Below are 24,589 nucleotides of genomic sequence, written 5' to 3'. Positions count from 1 at the left end.
TATGCTGAGGTGATTTGTATGTTCATTAAAGAAGTCAATGAGATAGATTTAGGCGAAACTCATGTTGACAATATATTCATAGATATATTTATGCCTATGGCAAATGGGTTATACGTCAAAGTTTATCTCTTAGGATATAGATATGCTTGTGACTCATCTTATAACCCTAATTTTAATAATAATTCTATCGCTAGAAATTTAAATGTACCTCTATCAGATGTGTTATCCGCTTGGGATTTTTGGGAATCCAAAGGTATTATAAGGAAACAGAAAAATTATGAAAAAAGTGAATATGATTACTCTGTTGAATTTCTAGATTTAAAGAAATTATATATAGAAAATATACTAAACCCTAACCAACCTAAAAAAGGAAATACAGACGATTTAGTATCTATAAATGAAAATCCAAAAGTCCAAAAAATGTTTAATTCTATAAATGAGACAATAAATAGACCTTTGGTTCCAAATGAAAAAATTCAAATATTAGATATGATGGATAAATATAATATGAATCCAGATATGATAAAAATGGCATATGAGTTTGCAAAGGAAAAAAGAGGAGTAAAAACAGTTAATTATATAGAAGGTATAATACGTAATTGGTATGATGCCAAGATATATACTCCCGAAGATTTACAAAACTCTTTATCAACGAAAAACGAAAGATATATTATATATAAAACTATATTTAATGAACTTGGTTTTTCTAGAGAGCCTTCTAAGTCAGAAAAGGAAATTATAGATAGTTGGATTGATAAAATGAACTTTGATATAGAACTTATATTAGAAGCCTGTTCAAAGTCTAAGAACACCTCAAATCCTTCTATAGCGTATATAAACGGAGTACTAAAAAGCTGGAATGAAAAAGGATTTAAAAAAGTAAAAGATGTAGAATCGAAGGACAATATTCAAAATAACCAATCGAAACAGTATAGTCAACCAAAACAATATAAGCAACAAAATACCTATACAAAAACTAAATTCCATAACTTTGAAGAAACTTTTACAAAGTATAGTCCTGAAGAGCTTGAAAAATTAATAGAAGCTAGCCAAAGAGAAAAATTTAAGTAGGTGATTAAATGAACGATAGTAAGTTGAGGCAAATACTCTTAAAATATGAAAGAAGAAGAGATAATAACGATTATGCACTTCAACGAAGAAAACAAGAAGTTTATGATAAAATACCAGAAATAAAAAAAATTGATGAAGAAATATCTAAAACAGGCCTGAAATTAACAAGAGCCGTTTTATTAGATCCTAAAAAACGAGAACATCTTGTACTTGAGTCTAAGAATAATATGGATAGTCTAAAAAAACAAAAAGAAGAAATATTATCTCAATATGGAATACCTCTTGAATACTTAGAATTAAAGTATTACTGTGATTCATGTAAAGATAAAGGATTTTTATCTAATGGGGAAAAGTGCAATTGCCTTAAGCAAGAAATAATAAATGAAGCTTATAAAATGTCTAATTTAGATAGGTTATTAAATAAAGAAAACTTCTCAAACTTTGATATATCTATATTTTCTAATGCAAAATCAGAAAATAGTACTATATCCCCTAGAGAAAATATTTTAACTATTTTATCTATATGTGAAAATTTCGTTTTACAGTTTGAAAATGATAATGAAGAAAATTTACTTTTTTATGGAACAACAGGATTAGGAAAAACATTTATGTGTAACTGTATAGCTAAGGAACTTCTAGATAAAGGTTTTGTTGTAATATATCAGACATCATTTAAAATACTGGATATATTAGAAAGTTACAAGTTTAAAAAAGGCAATAACATAATTAATGAAGAAAATTATAAAAACTTATTTGAGTGTGATCTACTCATAATAGATGATTTAGGGACAGAAGTTACTAATTCATTTACTAATAGTGAATTATTTAATATAGTAAATTCAAGATTGGTTGAAGGAAAAAAGACAATAATATCTACAAATTTATCACCTATGGAAATAGGTAAAGTTTATACTCAAAGAACCTTGTCTAGAATCTTAGATAGCTTTAGAGTGATTAAGTTTGTAGGAAATGATTTAAGATGGGAAAGCAAAATTAAACAATAAAAAATAACCTTAGGTATATACCTAAGGTTATTTTTTATTGGAGCTAGTGATAGGAATCGAACCTACAACCTGCTGATTACAAGTCAGCTGCTCTACCGTTGAGCCACACTAGCATGCACACTTTTGGGAAAGTTATTTTGGCGACCTGGAAGGGACTCGAACCCTCGACCTCCAGCGTGACAGGCTGGCATTCTAACCAACTGAACTACCAGGCCGCAAATGGTGGGATTAACAGGGCTCGAACCTGTGACCCCCTGCTTGTAAGGCAGGTGCTCTCCCAGCTGAGCTATAATCCCGGATTTTGGTGACCCATAGGGGAATCGAACCCCTGTTACCGCCGTGAAAGGGCGGTGTCTTGACCGCTTGACCAATGGGCCTTATTAAATTTATTATATGGTGACCCATCCGCGACTCGAACGCGGGACACCCTGATTAAAAGTCAGGTGCTCTACCGACTGAGCTAATGGGTCATATTATTTGTGCCACTCACATTTATATATATTACTAGGTTTATCGACATATGTCAACATATTATTATAATTTTTTTAATAAAAAAAGCTGTTAATAAAATTAACAGCTTTTAATACATTAAAATATATTTTTTCTAATTATTGTTTGAGTTCTCTTAGGACCTACAGATATCATATCTACACTTACTTCTACTATCTCTTCTATTCTTTTAATATAATTTTTTGCGTTTTCTGGAAGATCATCGTAATTTTCTACATTACATATATCTTCGTTCCATCCATCTAATTCTTCGTATACTGGTTCGCATTTAGCTAAGTCTTCTAATGATGCAGGATAATCTTTTATTATTTTATCTCCTAATTTATATGCTGTACATATCTTAATTTTGTCAAATCCTGTTAATACATCTAATAACATTAATGATATACTTGTTAGTCCATTTACCCTTGAGGCATATCTAACTATTACAGAGTCAAACCATCCACATCTTCTAGGTCTTCCTGTAGTAGTTCCAAATTCATGACCTTGTGTTCTTATTCTCTCTCCTGTTTCGTCAAACAATTCTGTCACAAAAGGTCCTTCTCCTACTCTTGTTGTGTATGCTTTTACAATTCCAACTACATCTTTTATCATATTAGGTCCTATTCCTGCCCCAATAGAGAAACCTCCTGATGTTGGATGAGAAGATGTAACATAAGGGTAAGTACCTAAATCTAAATCTAATAGAGTACCTTGAGCCCCTTCAAATAATACCTTTTTGCCAGACTTTATAGCTTCATATAATATTACGGATGTATCATCTACATATCCTCTTATTTTATCCGCATATCCTATGTATTCTTCATATATATCATCAAACTTAAATCCTTGTCCACCATATATCTTTTCTATTATTTGATTTTTACTTTCTATTTGTTGTTTAAGTTTAGATGCAAATATATCTTTATCCATTAAATCACAAATTCTTATTCCTGATCTTTCTGTTTTATCCATATAACAAGGTCCTATGCCTTTTTTTGTAGTTCCTATTTTGTTTTCTCCCCTTGCATTTTCAGATAATGCATCTAATTCTTTATGATAAGGGAATATAACATGGGATCTATCACTTATTTTTATATTCTTAGTATCTATCCCATCAGATTTAAGTTTCTTTAATTCTTCCAAAAATCCTTTAGGATCAAATACTACACCATTCCCTATTATGTTTATAGTTTCAGGGTTTAGTATACCTGATGGTATTAGGTGTAGAGCGTACTTTTTATCACCTACAACTAATGTATGGCCTGCATTATTTCCACCTTGACCCCTTACTACTACATTAGCTTGTCTAGCTAAATAGTCTATAACTTTACCTTTTCCTTCGTCTCCCCATTGAGATCCTACTATAGCAACAGTTTTCATATTATTCACCTCTATAATTAATTTCGAACACTATACTCATACATTTTATCAAACATTCGATATAACTTCAAACCTTTTAGTTATATTTATACATTTAGTATGTGTTTTTCAACCTTGTGCACATTTTTAAAACTCTTTTATACATACTTCATTATTTTTTACATAATAACTGAATGCTATTCTTATATCCTTTAATGACTTCGAACACTTTATAATAACTTCTTCTTTTGTGGATGTTTTCCCTCAAACTAAAATAAAGCAAGCATATTGCTTGCTTTATTTATTTTATTATTAAAAAATAGTTATTAAGATCTTCTACTAATTTGTTAACATCTACTTCATACTCTATTGATGCATGTTCTATACTTTCATCTTGTGATACTGGATAATCTAAACAATTTAATCCATTGTTTATAAATACCTGAGATGATCCCTTATCTTTAGCTAAAACTTCCGATACAGTCATATACTTCGTAACTTTAAACAATTGATTTTCCTCCATACTTTACAGTTTTTAACATATCATAAATATTTATCAACAGCTAATATGTGGATATTGTGTATAGTTTTTTGTGGATATTTCAATCTTTAGATAAAATTATAAAAAGTATCCACATATTATACAACAAATTTCAAAGTTTTTTATGTGGATAACTATATGGATATCTACATATTTTTGTATATTTTCATTAACTTCTCTAAGTGATCATTTTCTTCTTTTATAAGTTCACCTAGATATTTTTTAGTATTCTCAAATTTTGAAACTTGATACATCTTTGTATATAATAATATTGCGTCTTTTTCTGCTTGTATTCCCATAAGAAGAGCTTCTTTAGAATCTTTAACATCCTTTAGCTTCTCATTAGTTATACCCTTAGTGTTAAATAATGCTGAATCTGCTAAAGCTTTTAGATACGCTGAAGTAGTTTCGTCATATATATAATCATCATTACTTTGGCTTTCTTTTTTAGCTTCATTATATATTTTAGCAAATAATGTAGCATGGCCTTTTTCTTCATCTGCTAACATTTTAAAGGTATTTTTTATTTCATCATTTTCTGCTTTGTTCATAGCTTCTGTATAAAATCTTAAGCCTTCTGTTTCTATGTTTTCTGCAATTTTTAATGTTTCTAACTCGTTTAAATAACTATTCATAATATTAACCCCCTGTATTTTAATTTTTTATTATAAATTTACATTTCTCTAGCTTTATTAGCAAACTTCTGAATTTCTCCTAACCAAACTAATTCTGCTGTCCCAGTTTCTCCATGACGGTTTTTTGCTATTACAACTTCCCCTATATTCTTACGATCTGAGTCTGGATTATAATATTCATCTCTATATAAAAACATAACTATATCAGCATCCTGCTCTATAGCTCCTGATTCTCTTAAGTCTGATAACATAGGTCTATGATCTGATCTTTGTTCAGGCGCACGAGATAACTGAGATAATGCTACAACAGGACAATTTAATTCCTTTGCCAACATTTTTAAAGATCTTGATATCTTAGATATTTCTTGTTGTCTACTTTCATTTCTTCCATCACCCTCCATAAGTTGAAGGTAATCTATAAGTATTAAATCTAATCCCTTTTCTATTTTAAGCTTTCTACACTTAGATCTCATCTCTGTTATAGTTATACCTGGAGTATCGTCTATAAATATTTTTGCGTTTGATAATACAGCCATAGAATCTATAATTCTAGGCCAATCATTTTCATCTATATTTCCAGTCTTTAGTTTTTTTAATTCTACAGTTGACTGTGCTGACAACATACGTTGAACTAATTGGTCTTTAGACATCTCCAAACTAAATACTGCAGCTGATATTCCTGCTTGTAATGCTGAATTTTGAACTAGATTTAGAGAAAATGCAGTTTTACCCATAGCAGGACGAGCTGCAATTAATATTAAATCTGTTCTTTGTAATCCATTTATTTTTTTATCCAAATCTGTAAACCCAGTTGTTATTCCCGTTACTCCACCCTTGTTGTTATACAAGTCTTCTAATGAGTCATAGGCACTCATTAGAACTTCATTTATACCCTTAAAATCATCACTTGTTTTTTCTTGAGATATATCAAATATTTTCTTTTCTGCTTGTTCTAATATATCTTCTATCTTTGTAGCATTATTGTAGCCTAAATTTAGTATGTCGTTAGATGCCTTTATAAGCTTTCTAAATACTGACTTTTCCTTTACTATATCTGCATAATACTTTACATTAGATGTTGTAGGAACAATAGTTGATAAACTGGTTAAATAACTTATACCCCCTACTATATCCAAACTATCATCTTTTTTTAATGCTTCTGTTAATGTTATTAAATCTATAGGTTCACCCTTATTACTCAAAGACATCATAGCATCATATATTATTTTATGCGCTTCTTTATAAAAATCTTCTGGTTTTATAATCTCAGAAACTGTAATCATAGCATGCTTATCCAATAGTATAGATCCTAATATAGATTGTTCTGATTCCACACTATGTGGAGGAATCTTCATCCTATCCTCCATTATATCACCTCAGTATACTGTCTATTGTTTTTCTCTAACATCTACTCTTATCTTTGTAGTTACTTTTGGATGTATTTTCATTTCTACAAATCTTGAACCCAATGATCTTATAGGATCATCTAGTACTATCTTTCTTTTATCTATATTTATTTCATGTTTTTTCTTTAACTCATCAGCTATATCTTTAGCTGTTATAGAACCAAACAATCTTCCACCTTCTCCAGCCTTAGAATACATAGTTATATTTAGCTCTTCCATTTTTTTTCCTAATTCAACTGCTAATTCATATTCTTTTTGCTCTTTTATTTCCTGAGACTTCTTTTTCTCATTTAATACCTTTAAATTATTATTATTTGCCTCTGAAGCTAATTTTTTAGGAAATAAGTAGTTTCTTGCATATCCATCACTTACATTTATAACTTCACCTTTTTTTCCTGTTCCTTTTATATCTTTTAATAATATAACATTCATATTAGTTTTCCTCCTTTAAATATTCCATTATAATACTTTCAACTACTTTATATGCTTCTTCTAATGTAGTATCTTTCAATTGAGCTCCAGCTATATCTATATGGCCGCCTCCACCTAATTTTTCCATAAATATATGGACATTTATATTTCCTAGAGACCTTGCACTTATAAATACTGTATTATTGCTAGTCATTCCTAATACGAAGGATGCTTCTACTTCTTTTATATTAAGCAGTTCATCTGCTGCTTGTGCTACTACTATATTTATATTAGGTATATTGCTTTTAGAATATGCTAAACATATTTTATTATTTATTACCCTTGTATTTTTTATAACTTCTGCTTTAACCATAAAATTATCTAAATCAGACTTAAATAACTTTTTAACTTCTACTGTATCAGCCCCTAATTTCCTTAGAAATGAAGCTGCTTCAAAAGTTCTAACTCCTGTTTTGAATGTAAAGTTTTTAGTATCTAGACTTATACCAGATAACAATCCTTCTGCAGTTATATTATCTATTTCTAACTTATCATCTATATATTGAACTAATTCTGTTACCATCTCACAAGTTGACGATGCATATGTTTCGTGATATGAAAGTACAGTATCATTTATGAACTCTACACCTCTTCTATGATGATCTATTATAACAATTTTTTCTGATATTTCAAGAAGTTCTGGGCATTCTGTAAAGTTGGGTCTATGAGTATCTACAACTACAACCAATGTCTTTTTTGTACAATTTCTTATAGCATCTTCTCTTGATATAAATAATTCATCATAATAGCTAGATGACTTTAGCTTATCTACAAATATATCAATTGATATATTTGACGAATTTAATACTATACTTGTCTGTTTATTACACCATTTACATATATCAAATATACCAACAGCAGCTCCTAATGCGTCAAGGTCTGGATACTGGTGACCCATTATATAAACTTGATCACTTTCTAATATAAGTTCTTTAAGAGCATGAGCTATTAATCTAGACTTTACTTTCGTTTTCTTTTCTATTGCTTTTGATTTTCCACCAAAGAAGACAGACTTGTCCTTACTTTTTATTACAGCTTGGTCTCCACCTCTTCCTAAGGCTAAATCTAAAGCTCCTGCTGCATATTTTAGATTTTCTTTTACTGTATCTCCATCTACTCCTACGCCTATACTTATAGTTACAGGGAGGTTATTTCCATAATCTATATTTCTTATAGTATCTAATATGGTAAATTTTTTAGATTCTAATTCTTGTAATTTGCTTTTATTTAGAGTAAGTATATATTTATCTCTCGATGTCTTACTTATTGCCACCCCTAAACTTGATTCCCAGTTTTTTAATATCTTTTCTATTTCTGCAGATATAAGAGGTCTCATTTCTTCTCTAGCACTTTGTATTACTTCATCATATCCATCTACTTGTATAAGTGCCATAACATTTTTTTCATCATTATATTTTTTGAATAAATCTAGATATTCTGTCTTATCTATCCAGTACAACATCATAACATACTTAGCTTTTGACCCTTGGTCGCTTTTTATTATATTATATACAATAGTATAATTCTTTCCCTTATACTCTAGATCTGTATACAACTCATTACTTTCATTTAAAACCTTTCTCAGGTTTATATTTGGGACAATATCTTCAATGTTTATTCCTAATATATCCTTTTTATCAGTTATATTTAGAAACTTATTGTTATACCATGTTATACTACCATCAAATTCTAGTATACATAAAGGTATAGGTAAATTAAGTATAGCTTTTTTCGTTGTTTCATCGATATCTAAAGATAAACTTTCTATATATTTAGTCCATTCGTTTCTTCTTATATTAGTTACCTTCCAATTATGAAACACAATGTATGCAAACATAAAGAAAAAGAATATACCTATATATAGATTGTAGGATAATACAACAATACTTAATATACCTATTATTATTATATATACATTATTCTCAGGCATATTTAATTTAAAGGCTAGCTTGTCCTTCATAAAGCCCTCCTATTTAACTCTTCTTACCTTTCTAAAATCTACTATACTATCAACAACTCCAACTAATGAAAGTATATAAGTAATTGGCCCTAATAGTATAGAAAATATAAATACTATCGCTTTGGTAGATTTATTAATAAACCACTTATTTAGATAGTATATATATACTGATATTCCTTGAATTACAAACATACACATAAATATTAATTGAATATTTATCATTATATCTTTACTATTTATAGTTTCTATACTGCCTAAAAGTAATCCTATTAAGTATAATAAAAGTAAAATCATTAAAGTATTTCCTGGTAAATAAAAACTAGAGAATCTTGGAAGTTCTCCATTGTATTTATTAGTTCTTCTTAGTATAAATACGGATGTATAATAAGTTATAAAGGCTGACATAAATCCATACATAACTAAAATTGTAGGTATTATAGTACTTATAACGTCCATCATCTTATTTATATCAATATTATCTGCTTGTACAGAATTCATACTTTCCAATGTTTGTTTTTGTATTTGTAATCCCTCTTTAAAAGTTGCCATAAGTGACTCTATAGGATTTACATTTAATAAAAACTGTGAACTTCCAAGCAAAACTAATATAGCTAATATAGATGCTATTGTTCCCCAATATATTGGTTCAAAGTCAAGTCTTTCTTCTTCATTATTGCTCATTTTATACCCAATAACAGACCCAGGTATTATATATATTAACATTGATGTTGAAGCATTTATAAAATTAGTAGTTATCAATAATATAAAAAACGATACTACAGTTGCCATTGCTGTATACTTAATTCCACATCTACTGGCTATTACAACATAAGGCACAGGTATAACAAATGCTAACAGTGCGAAAAATGGTAAATATGTTACTGCTAAGCAAAGTATTATAGCTACTGCTGTTATTATTGAAGCTTCTGTCATTCTCTGCCTATTATTCAACAATTATCACTCCCTATAATCTATATGTTTTTTTAGGCTTGATAAGTCACCATACCATCTTTCTATACTATGATCTTCATTTATAGCTGTTTTTATCTTTTCTTTTATCTTATAATCTACATCTGAAAAGCTTACACCTAGCCTCTTTGATAATAAATATGTAACCATTATTATATTCGCTAATGTATCTTGTAATACTTCATCTAAAGGCTTTACTCCTTTATAAAGCAAATTGAATAAATCACCTATGCTTACTAGTATTTCAGTTTTCATCCATTCTATTATTTTTATGTTCCTAGTTACTTCTAAATTCCGATTTAATCTCAAATTGCCCCCCTCCTTAATATATAAACATTATATCACAAATTGTCCCATTATTAACCAACAAAAAAACGAGCCGTAGGCTCGTCCTCTTTAGTCTATAGTATATGGTAATAATGCTATGTTTCTAGCTCTTTTTATAGCAATTGTTATTTCTCTTTGATGCTTAGCGCAAGTACCAGATATTCTTCTTGGTAATATCTTGCCTCTTTCAGTAAGATACTTTTGTAATCTGTGAGTAGTTTTGTAATCTATCTTAGCATTTCTATCAGCACAGAATTGACAAACCTTTTTTCTTCTACGTCTCTTCTTGTTTATCATGACTTTTTCCCTCCTTTATTAAAACGGTATATCGTCATCGTCTATAGCCTGGAATCCTTGAGGATCTAGTCCAGAAGGTTCAAAACTAGGTTCGAAATTCGTATTGTTTGCTCTATATGAATTATCCGATTTATTTTTACTATCTAAAAATTGAACTCTATTAGCTCTTATTTTTGTAGCATTTCTTTTTTCTCCAGCTTGATTTTGATAGTTATCTACTCTTATAGAACCTTGAACCCCAACTAAGCTTCCTTTAGACAAATAGTTAGCACAGTTTTCAGCGGCTTTATTCCAAACCTCTATATTAATAAAGTCAGCTTCTCTTTGACCTTCTTTATTAGTAAATTCCCTATCTACAGCTATTGAAAAGGTGGCAACTGGTGTACCTGTTCCTGGGATGTATCTTAGTTCTGGGTCTCTAGTTAACCTTCCCACTAACACAACGTTATTCATTAAAACACCACCTCAGATATTTATATTACTCTTCTATTGCGATTATCATATGTCTTATTACGTTTTCATTTATCTTTAAGTTTCTATCTATTTCTTTTGGTAAATCTCTGTTAGCCTTAAAGTTAACTAATACATAATAACCTTCTGAAACCTTAGCTATTGGGTATGCTAATTTTCTGTTACCCCATGCGTCTATAGATATTATTTCACCATCTGTAGATACAACGTCTTTTATCTTGTTTGATACGACAGCTTTAGCTTCATCATCTAAATTTGGTCTTAATACATAAACTAATTCATAGTTTTTCACGATACTTCACCTCCCTTTGGACTTAGCGGCTCTGTTTTAACAGAGCAGAGAAATGAGAATTAAAATCTCATACTTTGTCATTTTAGCACAATCAAATATAAAAGTCAAATATTTAAAAATGAATTTCAAAAAATATATCAATAAATATATCTTTTAAAAATTTTTAAGTAAATATGTATATTAATTTCAAAAATTGTAGAAAATATTTTTAGATAACCCCCATAATTTAATATATTTCATCCCAATCTCCCCTTACATTATAAAAAGGAGTGGCTTACGCCACTCCCATTTTTTATATCAAAATTTACTTTTTATTACATGAATTCTTTTAGAACTTTACCTAATCTAGCTATACCGTCTACTATCTTTTCGTCAGGCATATTAGAATAGTTTAATCTGAAAGTATTTTCTTTTCCACCATTAGGGAAGAATGATCCTCCTGGAACATAAGCAACATTTTGCTCTAAACACTTAACCATTATTTCTTTTGCATCCATTCCTTCTGGAAGTTCAACCCAAGTGAATAATCCACCTTCTGGATAAGTGAATTTTGCTTCTGCTGGGAAAGTTTCTTTCATAGTGTTAATCATTAAATCTCTACGTACTTTATAAACAGCTTTGATTTTTTCTACATGTGCATCTAAATCATACATGTCTATAAATTTGCTAACTTCTCTTTGAGATATTGTTGATGCTTGAAGGTCAGCACCTTGCTTAATTGTTATGTACTTGTTTAATAATTCTGGCTCTGCACATACCCAACCTATTCTGTATCCTGGACAGAATATTTTAGAGAAACTTCCTAAGAATATAATTAAACCTTTTTCATCCATTGATTTTAATGAAGGTAATATTTCTCCTTCAAATCTTAATTCTCCATATGGATTATCTTCTAATACAGGTATTTCAAATTTGTTTATTAATTCCATAAACTTTGTACGTCTTTCCATTGGCCAAGTTCTACCTGTTGGATTTTGGAAATCAGGTATAACGTATATCATTTTTATATTTTCAGTTGTTTCTAATATTTTTTCTAATTCTTCCATTATCATTCCATTTTCATCTGTTGGAACTTCTATGAATTTAGGACCATATGCTTTAAATGCATTTAATGCTCCCATGTATGAAGGACTTTCACATAAAACAACATCGCCTTCATCTAAGAATATTTTACCTGAGAAGTCTAGTCCTTGTTGAGAACCACTAGTTATAGCTATGTCGTTAGCTGTAACTTTTGTGCTATATTTTACGTTCATTCTTTCTGCTATTTGCTTTCTTAAAGGAGCAAATCCTTCTGTAGCTGCATATTGCATTGCAGCTCTTCCATCTTCTTCTAAAACTTTAAGAGAAACAGCCTTCATTTCTTCCACAGGGAATAATTCTGGAGCTGGAAGTCCTCCTGCAAAAGATATTATTTCAGGTTTTTCAGTTAATTTTAAAAGTTCACGTATTTCTGAAGCTTTAAGGTTGTCCATTCTTCTAGCGTATTTTATAGCCATATTAAGCACCCCCGGTTTTATTTTTGATAATGTTTTCCTTATTATTATATCAAAGATTCTTTATAATATCAAATTATTCTGATTTTCGTTATAATATTACAAATTATTTTTTTATTATTACCTTTTTTATTCTTTTCTCTAACGTTTCCCTATCCAATATTAGTTGTTTTTCGCATTTTATGCACTTAATTTTAAAATCCATTCCACTTCTCATTATTTCAAATTCCTTGTTTCCACATGGATGTTGTTTTTTTAGTTCTACTATATCTCCTATGCTGAGACTCATCGGCATGAGAATACCTCCTAATCTATTTTTTTTATTTCTTTTTTTCCATTATCTAATCTTTCTACTTTAAATATTCCATTATAAAGAACTTCATTGCTTTCTAGTAAATTTTTTATGTTTTTTAAGCTTTCCTCAGGAAATCTCACTGATATACCACAACTTGAGCTAATTTCTCTAGGTGTTGGAAGTGTAGAAACCTTTATATCGTTTTCTATAAATATTTTTTCTGACCTTATTGCATGGTGAGTCGAGTCAAATGAAACAATATACATACAGTTCATATATATCTCCTTATTATAAAATATCAAATAAAGACTACAGATAATGTAGTCTTATATGGATATAGTATTTTGTGAATTTGTAAATATCTCTACTATATTATACATATTTGTTATACTTCCTACTTGAAGCTTGTCTTTTAAATCATAGTAATCTAAGCAAGTTCCACAAGACATGATATTCACACCATAGTCCTCTAATATTTTTAAGTTTTCTACAGTTGCTTCATTTACTGTAGCTAATTTAACTCCACTATTTACAAATATTATATTTTTTGGATAAGGTTTTACTTCAGTTAGTGTATATATAAATCCTTTAATTAATACTTGTCCTAATTCATCATTTCCTGTTCCCATTTTATCAGAAGATATATATATAGTTCTGTCATCTATATCTGGTTTAGATATTTCTTTTATAACTATATCTTCTTCTCCCTTTTTTATCTCTATGTAAAATAATTCGTCCTTTTTATTATGGGAAACATCACAGTTCATAGATTTGGCGAGCTTTAATATGTTTTCTTTTGCTATTTCATTATCAACTACAGTAATTACTACCCCACTTTTAATGTTATCTAATTCTTTTTTTGTTTTTATAACTGGTTGGGGGCAAGCAAGACCTCTAGCATCAACTTCTATTCTCATTGCACCATCTCCTTAGTTCAGTTTAATTTAATTTTAGCATAGTAATACAAACTAATGTTATAGAATATTTTTATGCTTAACAATTAAGTTATTTAATTTATATATATTAAACTTACCTTCTTATCTTGAAGTATGGCTATGGTTTTATCACTTATATTTATTATTTTATATATTTTAGAATCAAACTCATGCTTATTATTATCTATTGTATTTTTTATCTCATTATCATCATAAACTATATAACTATTGTCATAATAACTTATCCCTTTTATATTATTCATTACATTTTTCTTTTTTAATTCTAATTTATCATCTATATGCATTAAGTTGTTTTTATCATCTATTGCTACTATATATTTCTTCGTATTCCCTACAAAGTTTATATTATTATCTATGTTTATAATTTTTGTAGTTTTTAGATTGTCATTTAATATATATATACTATTTGTATCTACACAATAAAATTTATTATTTAAATATTCAGCTTCTATAAACAGCTTATCTTTAAATTTGTTTGTGTCTATAATATTTCCTTTTAGGTCATATTTGTCTACAATACTAACCAAATTATCCTGAGTATTTATATACGTTAAAACTATATTGTCTTTTACTATATCTAAATCGGTGAGAGTTCCCTTTATAGGTATTGTCTTTATTTTATTATTATTAATTTCATATAAGTCTATATATTCATTCTTGTCGTATTTATAGTGATATATAAATTTTTTCTCATTTATGCTTTTAAACGATATTGGTGTTTTTGTAAATTGCTTTTTAAAAACTATAGTTCCATTATTATCTATGCTATAAGCTATTTTGTTGTGTTTATCTAATATATCTATGTATTTATATGAATTTATATAAAACTCTTTTGATTCTATATTCAAATCAAATAACCTTTGTCCCTTTTCATCTAAAGCCTTTAAATATTTACCATCATATAATATTAAATTGTTTTTATAATTTAATATAGATGTCTTTTCATTTGAGTCTATATTAAATTCTTTTATAACTTTTATCTTATCCTTATTAAAATATACTTTTATGTTTCCCATCGTTTTAGGATTTACGAAAAACACAATTATTATAAATAATATGATAATAATTCTTCCCCTCTTCATTTATTATCCCCCTTATATCTTAATAAAAATAGACTCTTAATAAAGAGTCTATTTTTCTATTATATCTAAGTCTTTATAAATAGATACGGCTTTTTGATAATATTCTAATTCTTTATCCTTTGATATATTTGAATATACCTGTGCCATTTCTATATATAAATCTCCTAGCTGTTTTTTATCATTGGCCTCTTTTACTATTTCGAGGCACTTATTTAAGTTTTCTATAGATATATCATAATTTCCTTCTTTAGCATATATTATTGAATAATATTTTAAAGATCTATACTCTAGCGTTTTATTTTTTATTTTTATTGATAGAGAAAGAGCTATCTTTATATATTTTTTTGCGCTTTCAAAATTATTAATTCCAATTAAGCTTTTTATAATTTTAAATAATATTTTTATAGTATTTTCATCTTCATCATTTTTCTTTATTTCATAAGCCCTATTGGCATATTCTAAAGCTATTTCATATTTCTCAGAATTTATATATATTCTACACATAGTTATATATATACTCGCTAATTCATTTTTACTATTTTCCTTATTATATATATCTAGAGCTTTTTGAAAATGTCTTTTAGCTTCATCATAATTACCAGATTGTAATAATCCATTAGCTGTTAGTAATACTCTATCAGCCTCATCCTTATTGTTATTACCTTTTTCTAATTCCTTTATTTTATCTGTATATCCTAAAGCCTTATCGTTTTGACCTATTTTTATATAACTATAAGCTATACTACTATATAAATCTCTATATGTGTTTGTGTTTTGTAATGTATAATCACTCAATACATCTTCTGCAAAATCAAAGTGATTTATTGCTGCTTTATAGAAATTTTCTTTCATATATATTTTACCTATGTTTATATAACAATTTACTATACATTCTTTATTATTATTTTTTATATATAGAAATAAAGCCTTTTCAAAGTTTGTAACTGCCAAATCATAATCTCTTTGCTCTAAATGTATTAAACCTAATAAGAAATTACAACTTGCATAATTTTCTGTTAACTCATAAATCTTACATATATCCATGATTTTGCTTATTTCTTTTTTTGCAGTTTCTAAATTGCCTGCTTTAACATATATTTCACATTGAATTATCAAGCTATCAGTTATTTTTTTTGCTTGCATTTCCTTTGTTTCTAATAGATGGTCTATACTAACATCTAACTTTTTAGATAAATAATCCAATAATTCCTGGCTTGTATATGACTTATCCCTTTCTATATGGCTTATTTGCGCTGCAGTTATCCTATCTCCTGCTAATTCCTTTAAAGTTAAGTTTTTTTCTTTTCTTAACTTTTTTATTTTTTGTCCTAAACTTAAAATTTCCATATTAATCACCCTCGTGAAAACATTTTCTTACGTTTAATTATAGCTTACTTTGACAAATAAATATACATTTTTCTTTTAATCTACAAAAAACGAAATAATATGATTCCAAAATAAAAATAGCCTCATATGAGACTATTTTAAAATAAACCTTGATTATATATTTAACTCATTAACTATATCGTTTAGAGCACTTAGTGCTTTATCTATATCATCCTTTGTATTAAAATATCCTATACCAAATCTAACTGTACCTTGTTCAAATGTTCCTAATGTTTTATGAGCAAGAGGTGAACAATGAAGTCCTGATCTTGTTGCTATATTATAAACATCATCTAATATATAGCTTATTTCTCCTGAGTCTATATTTCCTATATTTATAGAAACTACAGATGCTTGTTTTTTACTATCTGCAGGCCCATATATCTTTATTTGTGGTAATTTTTTTAATTCTTGAATAAAATAATTTGTTAATTCTTCTTCATGCTTTCTTATATTATCTATTCCCTTTTCTAATATAAACTTAACTCCTGCATTAAGTCCTGCTAATCCTGGGGTATTATGAGTTCCTGATTCATACTTATCAGGAAATATATCTGGTTGAGTTAACTCTTCAGACTTACTTCCTGTTCCACCTTCTTTAAGTTGTTTTAATTTAATTCCTTCTCTTATATATAATACTCCTGTTCCTTGCGGACCTAATAAACCTTTATGCCCTGCTATAGCTATCATATCTATATTAACTTTTTTTATATCAATATCATATATCCCAGCTGTTTGGGATGCATCTATTAGATATAAAATATTATATGATTTAGCTATATCCCCTACTGCTTTTATATCTACTAAAGTTCCGCATACATTCGATGCATGTGTTGTTACTATAAGTTTTGTATTAGGTTTTATAGAATTTTCTATATCCTTAGGATTAAGATTTCCATATTTATCACATGAAACTATTGTATTTTTTACACCTATTTCTTCTAGAGATTTTATAGGTCTTATAACTGAATTATGTTCTATACTTGTAGTTATAACATGGTCTCCAGCTTTTAATATTCCCTTTATTGACAAATTCAATGAGTCTGTGGCATTGTGTGTAAATATAATATTCATAGGATTGTCTACGTTAAATAACTTAGCTATATTTTCTCTAGATTCATATATTATACGTCCTGCTGCTATAGCTAGTTTATGACCTGCTCTTCCAGGATTAGCACCGTAATTTTTCATACAGTCTAATACTGCATCATATACTTCATCTGGTTTTGGATAAGTCGTCGCAGCATTATCTAAGTATATCATTTATATCATCTCCTAAGCTTCTTTCATTTCTAATATAAGTTCAAGTATATTTTCTAAGTCCTCTTCATTGTAATATTCTATTTCTATTTTACCCTTTTTCTTTCCCTTAGATATATTAACCTTTGTGCCAAATACATTAGATAATCTACCTTCTATATCTGCTATAAATATATCTTTTTCTTCCTTCTTAGGCTTATCTATAATCTCTTTATTTTCTGATATTTTTTTTGCTATGCCCTCTGTTTCTCTAACTGATAGATCTTCACTTATAATCTTATTTGCTACCTCTAGTTGTTTATCCATATCAACTACTCTAAGTAGTGCTTTACCATGACCTGGAGTTATTCTACTTTCTTCTATCATTTTTATAACTTCATCACATAAGTTTAATAGCCTTAATGTATTAGTTATATGTGGTCTACTTTTACCTACAGCTTCTGATATCTCTTCTTGAGTAACATTATAATTATTTATTAAACTTCTATAAGCTATAGCTTCTTCTATAGCATTTAAATCTTCTCTTTGTAAGTTTTCTATAAGTGCTATCTCCATTATGTCTTTAATCGGGAGATCCTTTACAACAGCAGGTATTTTATTAAGCCCTGCAAGTTTAGATGCTCTATATCTTCTTTCTCCCGCTATTATCATATAGTTGCCTTTATCATCTTCCTTTACAACTATAGGTTGAAGAACTCCATATGTCTTTATAGATCTAGATAATATCTCTAGCTTCTCTAAATCAAATATTTTTCTTGGCTGATCTTCATTAGCATATACCTTATTTATATCTAGTGCTGTTATATCCTTTTTATCTAACTCTTCCTTGCTAGCGTTAGGAATTAGTGCACTTAATCCTTTACCTAATCTATTTGTTCTTGTTGAATTTCTTGCCATACTATATCACATCCTCTTCTAGTTCTATAAATTCATCGGCAAGCTCTAAGTAAGATATAGACCCCTTGCACTTAGCATCATAGTATATTACCGGCTTACCATGACTAGGTGCCTCAGCTAATCTAACGTTTCTAGGTATTAAAGTAGTATAAACACTTCCTTTAAAGTATTTTTTTACTTCTTCTACAACCTGTATAGATAGATTTGCTCTTCCGTCGAACATACTTAAAACTACTCCCTGTATTTCTAGTTTAGAATTAAGACTCTCTTTTATAAGTGATATAGTCTCCATAAGCTGACTTACTCCTTCTAGTGCATAATATTCACATTGTATAGGAATTAATACACTATCAACAGCAGTTAAACAGTTTATGGTTAACATACCTAATGATGGAGGGCAGTCTATAAATATATAGTCATATTCATCTCTTATTTCATCTATAGCATTTTTAAATACAAATTCCCTGTTTTCTACTGATGTAAGTTCTATTTCAGCGCCAGCAAGTTCAGTTGCTGAACCTATTATATCTATATTTTCAAATTCAGTCTTTACTATTGCATCTTTTGCACTTACTCCACTTAGTAAAACTTCATATATTGTATTTTCTAGTTCACTTTTATCTATACCATATCCACTAGTTGTATTTCCTTGTGGATCTAAATCTATAACTAAAACCTTTTTTCCATGTTGTCCTATACTAGCGCTTAAATTAACATTGGTAGTTGTCTTTCCAACTCCACCTTTTTGATTAAAAATAGCTATCATTTTGCCCATCTGTCTCGCCCCCTCATCTTTGAAAAAAGATTACCGCTAGGCAGTAATCTCTTATTGTTTTGGAATCTTAACTACAACTTCAACATAATCTCCCTTATCTGTTTCCTTATACTTAGCCTCTATACCTGTATTTAGTATAAAATCATAAGCCTGTTTCATAGTATTAAGATATATTTTTAAATTCATATTTCCTATTTTTACTATTTGTTTTTTTTCAGGCTCTTTTGCGTTTTCTATATCTTTTAGTAAATCCTTTATAAGTTTTTCTGTATTCTTAACTGTTAATTCACCTTTTATTACCTTATCTAAAACATTTCTCATTAATTCTTCATCTGGTAATTTTAATAAGGCCCTTGCATGTCTTTCAGTTAAATTACTTTCTACTAGATTATCCTTTATGTCGTTAGGAAGCCTTAATATTCTAAGTTTATTAGCTATCGTCGATTGGTTTTTGCCTAATTTTTCTGCTAATTGCTGCTGCGTAAAACTATGATCTTTTATTAAATTTTCGTATCCTAAGGCTTCTTCTATAAAATTTAAGTCTTCTCTTTGTAAATTTTCTAGTAAAGCTAATACGGCTGAATATTCATCAGACATATTATTTATTATAGCTGGTACTGTCGGTAAATCTGCTAGTTTTGCAGCTCTTAATCTTCTTTCTCCTGCTACTAACTCGTATTTATTATCACTTATCCTTCTAACTGTTATAGGTTGTAAAATCCCATAAGCCTTAATAGATTCACTTAATTCTTCAAGTGCAGACTGTGAAAATACCTTTCGCGGCTGATAAGGATTGGGATCTATAAGGTCAATAGGTATCTCCATAACTTTTCTTTCTTCCATAACATCCCTCTCTCGTTCAGAAGTAATATATTCAAATAAAAATTTCCCAATTAATAAGTATTTCCCATATAGTATTTCTGCACTACAACTCATAATCCTCTTAATTTCTAGTTTTTTTTATAAAACAAATTAAGTTATTTCTCGGGAAATAAAAAAGTTTTTTGACATTTTTCTATTTATTTTATAGGGCTTTTTGATGGTTTACCAGCTTTCCTAGGGTATTTATCAGGTGTATTTTTGACTTTTTGTAACACTAATATATTATGTTTTAATTCTGTATAAGGTAAATTTATGTCGATTTTTTCTACAAATTCGACTCCTAAAACATCCATGGCATTTTTTGATTCTTCAAGTTCAGCATTAGCATTTGGTCCTTTTAAACATACAAAATATCCTCCTACCTTTATAAAAGGTGTACAGTATTCTAAAAGTACAGGAAGACCTGCTACAGCTCTTGCTGTAGCTACATCATATTTTTCTCTAAAATCAGGATTTTGTCCAAAATCTTCTGCTCTTCCATGTATGAATTTAACATTATCTAAATTAGTTTGACTACAAACTTCCTCTAAAAAATTGATTCTCTTATTAAGGGAATCTAACAATGTTAAATTTACATTATCAAGACATATCTTAAGTGGTATACCTGGAAATCCTGCCCCTGTTCCGACATCTATTATAGATATATCATCTTTTATATATCCTTTCATTATAGAAGACACTGAATCTATAAAATGCTTTATATATATCTCTTTTTCATCTTCTATTGCAGTTAAATTTATTTTTTGATTCCATTCTAGAATCAAATCCTTATATTTTACAAATTTATTTATTTTTTCATCACTTATTTGTATTCCAAATTGATTTATACCATTTTTTAATATATCTATATTATTCATTCTTATCCCCCTTACTTCTTCTCATTTGTTCTAAGTATATAAGTAATACAGATATATCTGCAGGAGAAACTCCTGATATACGTGAAGCTTGTCCTATAGACATTGGCTTTATGTCATTAAGTTTTTGTCTAGCCTCTATCCTTAATCCCTCTATTTTAGAATAATCTAGGTCTTCTCTTAACTTTTTATTTTCTAACTTTTTAAATTGATCTATTTGTCTTAATTGCTTATCTATATATCCTTCGTACTTTATCATTATAGCACATTGTTCTTTTACTGAATCTAAAATGTCATCTCCAGCACCTTTTCCTATCCTATCTATTATTTCATATCCTACTTCTGGTCTTTTTAAGAAATCATATAGAGATATCCCCACCTTTATAGGTGATGAAGCTATTTCCTCTAAAATTTCATTTACTTCGTTAGGTGTTACTCTCTCTTCTTTTAGTCTTTTTATTTCATTTTCAACTTGTTGTTTTTTATCTAAAAATCTATTGTATCTTTCTTCTTTAACTAGACCGATTTCATATCCTTTTTTAGTCAATCTCATATCTGCATTATCTTGTCTTAAATATAATCTATATTCAGATCTTGAAGTCATCATTCTATATGGCTCATTAGTTCCTTTAGTTACTAAGTCGTCCAATAGTACTCCTATATACGCTTCAGATCTATCTAATATAAATGGTTCTTTTTCTTGTATTTTTAAAGCTGCATTTATTCCAGCTACTAGACCTTGTGACGCTGCTTCTTCATATCCGGATGTTCCATTAAATTGCCCTGCACTAAATAAATTGTCTACTCCTTTTATTTCTAGTGTTGGTTTAAGTTGAGTTGGATCTACACAATCGTATTCTATTGCATAAGCTGGCCTCATAAGCTTACAATTTTCAAGGCCTGTAATAGATCTATACATTTCTATTTGTACTTCATACGGTAAACTTGTTGATACCCCTTGTATATACATTTCCTTAGTGTCTAATCCTTCTGGTTCTATAAATATTTGATGTGAAGGCTTATCATTAAATCTAACAACCTTATCTTCTATAGATGGACAATATCTAGGACCTGTACCTTCTATTTCTCCTCCATACATTGCCGATCTATTTAAGTTATTCATTATTATTTCATGTGTCCTACTAGTTGTTCTTGTCAAATAGCAAGGCTCTTGTCTTTTATTTAATTTATCATTCATAAATGAGAAAGGAGTTATTTTTTCATCTCCTTCTTGTATCTCCATAACAGTATAGTCTATACTATCTCTATGAACTCTTGCAGGAGTACCTGTTTTAAACCTTCTCATTCTAAGTCCTAAATTCACTAACTTATCAGTTAAATGACTACAAAACCCTAGTGCATTCGGCCCTTCATAAAAAGTTAATTCTCCCATATAAACCTTTGAATTTAAATAAACTCCTGTAGCCAATATAACTACTTTTGAATTATATATAGCTCCTTGCTTTGTAATAACTCCCTTTACAATATTGTCCTCATGTAATATATCTATAACTTCGTCCATAACTAAGTCTATATTCTCTTCATTTTCAATGGTAGTTTTCATTTCTTTATGATATTTATATTTATCGGCTTGGGCTCTTAGTGAATGCACAGCAGGTCCTTTAGCTGTATTTAACATTCTACTTTGGATAAATGTCTTATCTATATTTATACCCATTTCTCCACCTAAAGCATCTATTTCCTTAACTAATTGGCCCTTACCTGTTCCACCTATAGATGGGTTACATGGCATTAATGCTATAGAATCTAGGGACATTGTTATAACTAGTGTTTTATGACCCATTCTAGATGTAGCTAAAGCGGCCTCACATCCTGCATGTCCTGCCCCTACAACTACAACATCATAATTTCCTGCGTTGAATTTTTGCATATTTATCATCCTTCCTACGTTTCACAAAATAAAGTTTCACGAAAAACCTATTTGCCTATACAGAAATTATTAAATATTGTATCTAATAAGTCTTCTGATATTGTATCTCCATTTATATATCCTAAGTAATCCCATATATTTTTAAAATCTACTTCCACAAAATCTAAAGGCATTCCACCTTCTATAGCATTTATTGCATCATCTATTGAATTAATGGCTTTACTTAATGCATCCTTATGTCTTGAATTAGTTATTATAACATCTGAACTATGGTTTATATCTCCACTATAAACCATATTTTCTATTTTGTTTTGTAAATCTTCTAATCCTTTATTTTCTATAGCTGATATTCTTATTATACTATCTTCAGCTATATATTCTTTTATTTTATTTTCTTCTAATTGCTGTTGCAAATCTGTTTTATTTATTAGAACTATAGCTTTTTTATCTTTTGCATCTTCTAATATGTTAATATCTTCTTCACTTAATTTTCTAGATGCATCTAAAACAATTATAACAAGATCTGCGTTACTTAAAGACTCTCTTGATTTTTCTACACCTATTTTTTCGACAATGTCCTCTGTTTCTCTTATGCCTGCCGTGTCAATAATTTTTAATGGAATTCCATTTATATTTATAAATTCTTCTATAATATCTCTTGTTGTGCCCGGTATATCTGTAACTATTGCTCTTGATTCACCTAATATTGCATTTAGTAATGAAGATTTTCCTACATTAGGCTTACCTACTATAACTGTCTTAAGCCCTTCTCTTAATATTTTTCCGCTTTCAGCGCTATTGTATAATCTTTTTATTTCTTCCTTAAGATCTAGTGATTTCTTATAAAGTGTTTCATATGTTATATGTTCTACATCTTCATCTGGAAAATCTATAGAAACTTCTATCTGCGCTAATATTTCTGTAACTTTATATCTTAAGTCTTTTATTTTATTAGATAAAGACCCTTCTAATTGATTTTGAGCAACATTGTGAGCTAAATCTGTTTTTGCTTTTATAACATCAATTATAGCTTCAGCTTGTGATAAATCTATTCTTCCATTTAAAAATGCCCTTTTAGTAAACTCACCACGATCTGCAAGTCTAGCACCTTTAGACAATATAAGTTGTAGTATTTTTTTTACTGATATAAAGCCACCATGACAATTTATTTCTATGACCTCTTCTTTTGTATAAGAATACGGAGCTTTCATATAAGCTACTAAAACCTCATCTACTATATTTCCATCATCTAAAATATGACCATATATTAATGTTCTTGGCTTATATTCAATAATCTTTTTACCAGACATAGATTTAAATATATCTTCTGTAATATCTAATGATTTTTCTCCGCTTAATCTTATAATCCCAATGCCACCTTCTCCAGGGGCAGTTGCAATTGCCGCTATAGTATCATCTATAAACATAATATATCACCTCTTAATTATTTAATTAAATTCTTATATATACCTTTATTCTAATTATTTCCTTAATCTAAATATTATATATAATAAATATAA

At 28.8% G+C, this 24,589-nt stretch carries 26 protein-coding genes and 5 tRNA genes; 2 read left to right on the top strand and 29 right to left on the bottom strand.

Translation table 11 applies throughout. From position 1 onward, the window contains the following. Positions 1 to 18 precede the first annotated feature (18 nt). Positions 19 to 1,071, top strand: a complete 1,053-nt coding sequence (locus tag ACUSRV_RS15035) for a DnaD domain protein (RefSeq protein ID WP_490142784.1) — start codon at positions 19 to 21, stop codon at positions 1,069 to 1,071. Positions 1,072 to 1,079: 8 nt separating this feature from the next. After that, a complete protein-coding gene (locus ACUSRV_RS15030; protein ID WP_490142783.1) occupies positions 1,080 to 2,075 on the top strand; it encodes an ATP-binding protein in 996 nt (331 codons plus the stop codon). 38 nt (positions 2,076 to 2,113) lie between these two features. On the opposite strand, the gene ACUSRV_RS15025 is transcribed toward ACUSRV_RS15030, so the two are convergent. The 29 genes from ACUSRV_RS15025 to mnmE form a co-directional block, all read right to left on the bottom strand. Beyond that, positions 2,114 to 2,188: transfer RNA gene (locus tag ACUSRV_RS15025), tRNA-Thr, on the bottom strand. Between the two features lie 25 nt (positions 2,189 to 2,213). Further along, positions 2,214 to 2,290: transfer RNA gene (locus ACUSRV_RS15020), tRNA-Asp, on the bottom strand. Between the two features lie 5 nt (positions 2,291 to 2,295). Next, a tRNA-Val gene (locus tag ACUSRV_RS15015) sits at positions 2,296 to 2,371 on the bottom strand. Positions 2,372 to 2,377: 6 nt separating this feature from the next. Continuing rightward, positions 2,378 to 2,452, bottom strand: a tRNA-Glu gene (locus tag ACUSRV_RS15010). Positions 2,453 to 2,469: 17 nt separating this feature from the next. Next, a tRNA-Lys gene (locus ACUSRV_RS15005) sits at positions 2,470 to 2,545 on the bottom strand. A gap of 118 nt (positions 2,546 to 2,663) precedes the next feature. Next, positions 2,664 to 3,947: an adenylosuccinate synthase gene (locus ACUSRV_RS15000; RefSeq protein ID WP_490142782.1), complete on the bottom strand. Its 1,284-nt coding sequence runs from the start codon at positions 3,945 to 3,947 to the stop codon at positions 2,664 to 2,666. Positions 3,948 to 4,227: 280 nt separating this feature from the next. Continuing rightward, on the bottom strand, positions 4,228 to 4,434 hold the full coding sequence (locus ACUSRV_RS14995) for a DUF1858 domain-containing protein (protein WP_490142781.1): 207 nt from the start codon (positions 4,432 to 4,434) through the stop codon (positions 4,228 to 4,230). 179 nt (positions 4,435 to 4,613) lie between these two features. Beyond that, complete coding sequence (locus ACUSRV_RS14990) at positions 4,614 to 5,102, bottom strand: ferritin-like domain-containing protein (protein ID WP_490142780.1); 489 nt, start codon at positions 5,100 to 5,102, stop codon at positions 4,614 to 4,616. A gap of 38 nt (positions 5,103 to 5,140) precedes the next feature. Further along, positions 5,141 to 6,469 (bottom strand): replicative DNA helicase, encoded by a 1,329-nt coding sequence (gene dnaB / locus ACUSRV_RS14985; RefSeq protein WP_490142779.1) that lies wholly within the window; start codon positions 6,467 to 6,469, stop codon positions 5,141 to 5,143. A gap of 21 nt (positions 6,470 to 6,490) precedes the next feature. Beyond that, on the bottom strand, positions 6,491 to 6,940 hold the full coding sequence (gene rplI, locus ACUSRV_RS14980; RefSeq protein ID WP_490142778.1) for a 50S ribosomal protein L9: 450 nt from the start codon (positions 6,938 to 6,940) through the stop codon (positions 6,491 to 6,493). Between the two features lies 1 nt (position 6,941). Further along, a complete protein-coding gene (locus tag ACUSRV_RS14975; protein WP_490142777.1) occupies positions 6,942 to 8,939 on the bottom strand; it encodes a DHH family phosphoesterase in 1,998 nt (665 codons plus the stop codon). 9 nt (positions 8,940 to 8,948) lie between these two features. Next, positions 8,949 to 9,890, bottom strand: coding sequence for a YybS family protein (locus tag ACUSRV_RS14970; RefSeq protein WP_490142776.1), 942 nt, complete (start codon positions 9,888 to 9,890; stop codon positions 8,949 to 8,951). Between the two features lie 6 nt (positions 9,891 to 9,896). Further along, on the bottom strand, positions 9,897 to 10,217 hold the full coding sequence (locus ACUSRV_RS14965) for a MazG-like family protein (RefSeq protein WP_490142775.1): 321 nt from the start codon (positions 10,215 to 10,217) through the stop codon (positions 9,897 to 9,899). Positions 10,218 to 10,304: 87 nt separating this feature from the next. After that, the gene (gene rpsR, locus ACUSRV_RS14960) at positions 10,305 to 10,532 is read right to left on the bottom strand and encodes a 30S ribosomal protein S18 (RefSeq protein WP_490142774.1); all 228 of its coding nucleotides are present in this window, start codon (positions 10,530 to 10,532) and stop codon (positions 10,305 to 10,307) included. Positions 10,533 to 10,550: 18 nt separating this feature from the next. Further along, positions 10,551 to 10,985, bottom strand: a complete 435-nt coding sequence (locus ACUSRV_RS14955) for a single-stranded DNA-binding protein (RefSeq protein ID WP_490142773.1) — start codon at positions 10,983 to 10,985, stop codon at positions 10,551 to 10,553. A gap of 25 nt (positions 10,986 to 11,010) precedes the next feature. After that, the gene (gene rpsF / locus ACUSRV_RS14950) at positions 11,011 to 11,295 is read right to left on the bottom strand and encodes a 30S ribosomal protein S6 (RefSeq protein ID WP_490142772.1); all 285 of its coding nucleotides are present in this window, start codon (positions 11,293 to 11,295) and stop codon (positions 11,011 to 11,013) included. Positions 11,296 to 11,609: 314 nt separating this feature from the next. Then, positions 11,610 to 12,794 (bottom strand): aminotransferase-like domain-containing protein, encoded by a 1,185-nt coding sequence (locus ACUSRV_RS14945; protein WP_490142771.1) that lies wholly within the window; start codon positions 12,792 to 12,794, stop codon positions 11,610 to 11,612. A 103-nt stretch (positions 12,795 to 12,897) separates the two neighbouring features. Further along, the gene (locus ACUSRV_RS14940; protein WP_490142770.1) at positions 12,898 to 13,086 is read right to left on the bottom strand and encodes a DUF951 domain-containing protein; all 189 of its coding nucleotides are present in this window, start codon (positions 13,084 to 13,086) and stop codon (positions 12,898 to 12,900) included. 11 nt (positions 13,087 to 13,097) lie between these two features. Next, the gene (locus ACUSRV_RS14935) at positions 13,098 to 13,361 is read right to left on the bottom strand and encodes a putative Se/S carrier protein (protein ID WP_490142769.1); all 264 of its coding nucleotides are present in this window, start codon (positions 13,359 to 13,361) and stop codon (positions 13,098 to 13,100) included. A gap of 51 nt (positions 13,362 to 13,412) precedes the next feature. Beyond that, positions 13,413 to 14,003 carry a sulfurtransferase-like selenium metabolism protein YedF gene (yedF, locus tag ACUSRV_RS14930; protein WP_490142768.1) on the bottom strand — a complete coding sequence of 197 codons (591 nt, stop codon included), beginning with the start codon at positions 14,001 to 14,003 and terminating at the stop codon, positions 13,413 to 13,415. Between the two features lie 92 nt (positions 14,004 to 14,095). Then, entirely contained in the window at positions 14,096 to 15,124 is a 1,029-nt protein-coding gene (locus tag ACUSRV_RS14925; protein ID WP_490142767.1) for a DUF5711 family protein, read from the bottom strand. 48 nt (positions 15,125 to 15,172) lie between these two features. Further along, positions 15,173 to 16,471 carry a helix-turn-helix domain-containing protein gene (locus tag ACUSRV_RS14920; RefSeq protein ID WP_490142766.1) on the bottom strand — a complete coding sequence of 433 codons (1,299 nt, stop codon included), beginning with the start codon at positions 16,469 to 16,471 and terminating at the stop codon, positions 15,173 to 15,175. Between the two features lie 153 nt (positions 16,472 to 16,624). Beyond that, positions 16,625 to 17,773: an aminotransferase class V-fold PLP-dependent enzyme gene (locus ACUSRV_RS14915; protein WP_490142765.1), complete on the bottom strand. Its 1,149-nt coding sequence runs from the start codon at positions 17,771 to 17,773 to the stop codon at positions 16,625 to 16,627. A gap of 12 nt (positions 17,774 to 17,785) precedes the next feature. Beyond that, positions 17,786 to 18,667, bottom strand: coding sequence for a ParB/RepB/Spo0J family partition protein (locus ACUSRV_RS14910; protein WP_490142764.1), 882 nt, complete (start codon positions 18,665 to 18,667; stop codon positions 17,786 to 17,788). Position 18,668: 1 nt separating this feature from the next. Next, positions 18,669 to 19,442 carry a ParA family protein gene (locus ACUSRV_RS14905; RefSeq protein ID WP_490142763.1) on the bottom strand — a complete coding sequence of 258 codons (774 nt, stop codon included), beginning with the start codon at positions 19,440 to 19,442 and terminating at the stop codon, positions 18,669 to 18,671. Positions 19,443 to 19,493: 51 nt separating this feature from the next. Then, complete coding sequence (noc, locus tag ACUSRV_RS14900; protein ID WP_490142762.1) at positions 19,494 to 20,285, bottom strand: nucleoid occlusion protein; 792 nt, start codon at positions 20,283 to 20,285, stop codon at positions 19,494 to 19,496. Positions 20,286 to 20,461: 176 nt separating this feature from the next. Continuing rightward, positions 20,462 to 21,181, bottom strand: coding sequence for a 16S rRNA (guanine(527)-N(7))-methyltransferase RsmG (gene rsmG, locus ACUSRV_RS14895; RefSeq protein ID WP_490142761.1), 720 nt, complete (start codon positions 21,179 to 21,181; stop codon positions 20,462 to 20,464). After that, on the bottom strand, positions 21,174 to 23,069 hold the full coding sequence (gene mnmG, locus ACUSRV_RS14890) for a tRNA uridine-5-carboxymethylaminomethyl(34) synthesis enzyme MnmG (protein ID WP_490142760.1): 1,896 nt from the start codon (positions 23,067 to 23,069) through the stop codon (positions 21,174 to 21,176). Before mnmG ends, rsmG begins: the two co-directional genes overlap by 8 nt. Positions 23,070 to 23,116: 47 nt before the next feature. After that, on the bottom strand, positions 23,117 to 24,496 hold the full coding sequence (gene mnmE, locus ACUSRV_RS14885) for a tRNA uridine-5-carboxymethylaminomethyl(34) synthesis GTPase MnmE (RefSeq protein WP_490142759.1): 1,380 nt from the start codon (positions 24,494 to 24,496) through the stop codon (positions 23,117 to 23,119). Positions 24,497 to 24,589 lie beyond the last annotated feature (93 nt).

The organism is Sporacetigenium sp. TC11 (assembly GCF_058146105.1).
This window is presented reverse-complemented; position numbering and strand designations above follow the sequence as displayed.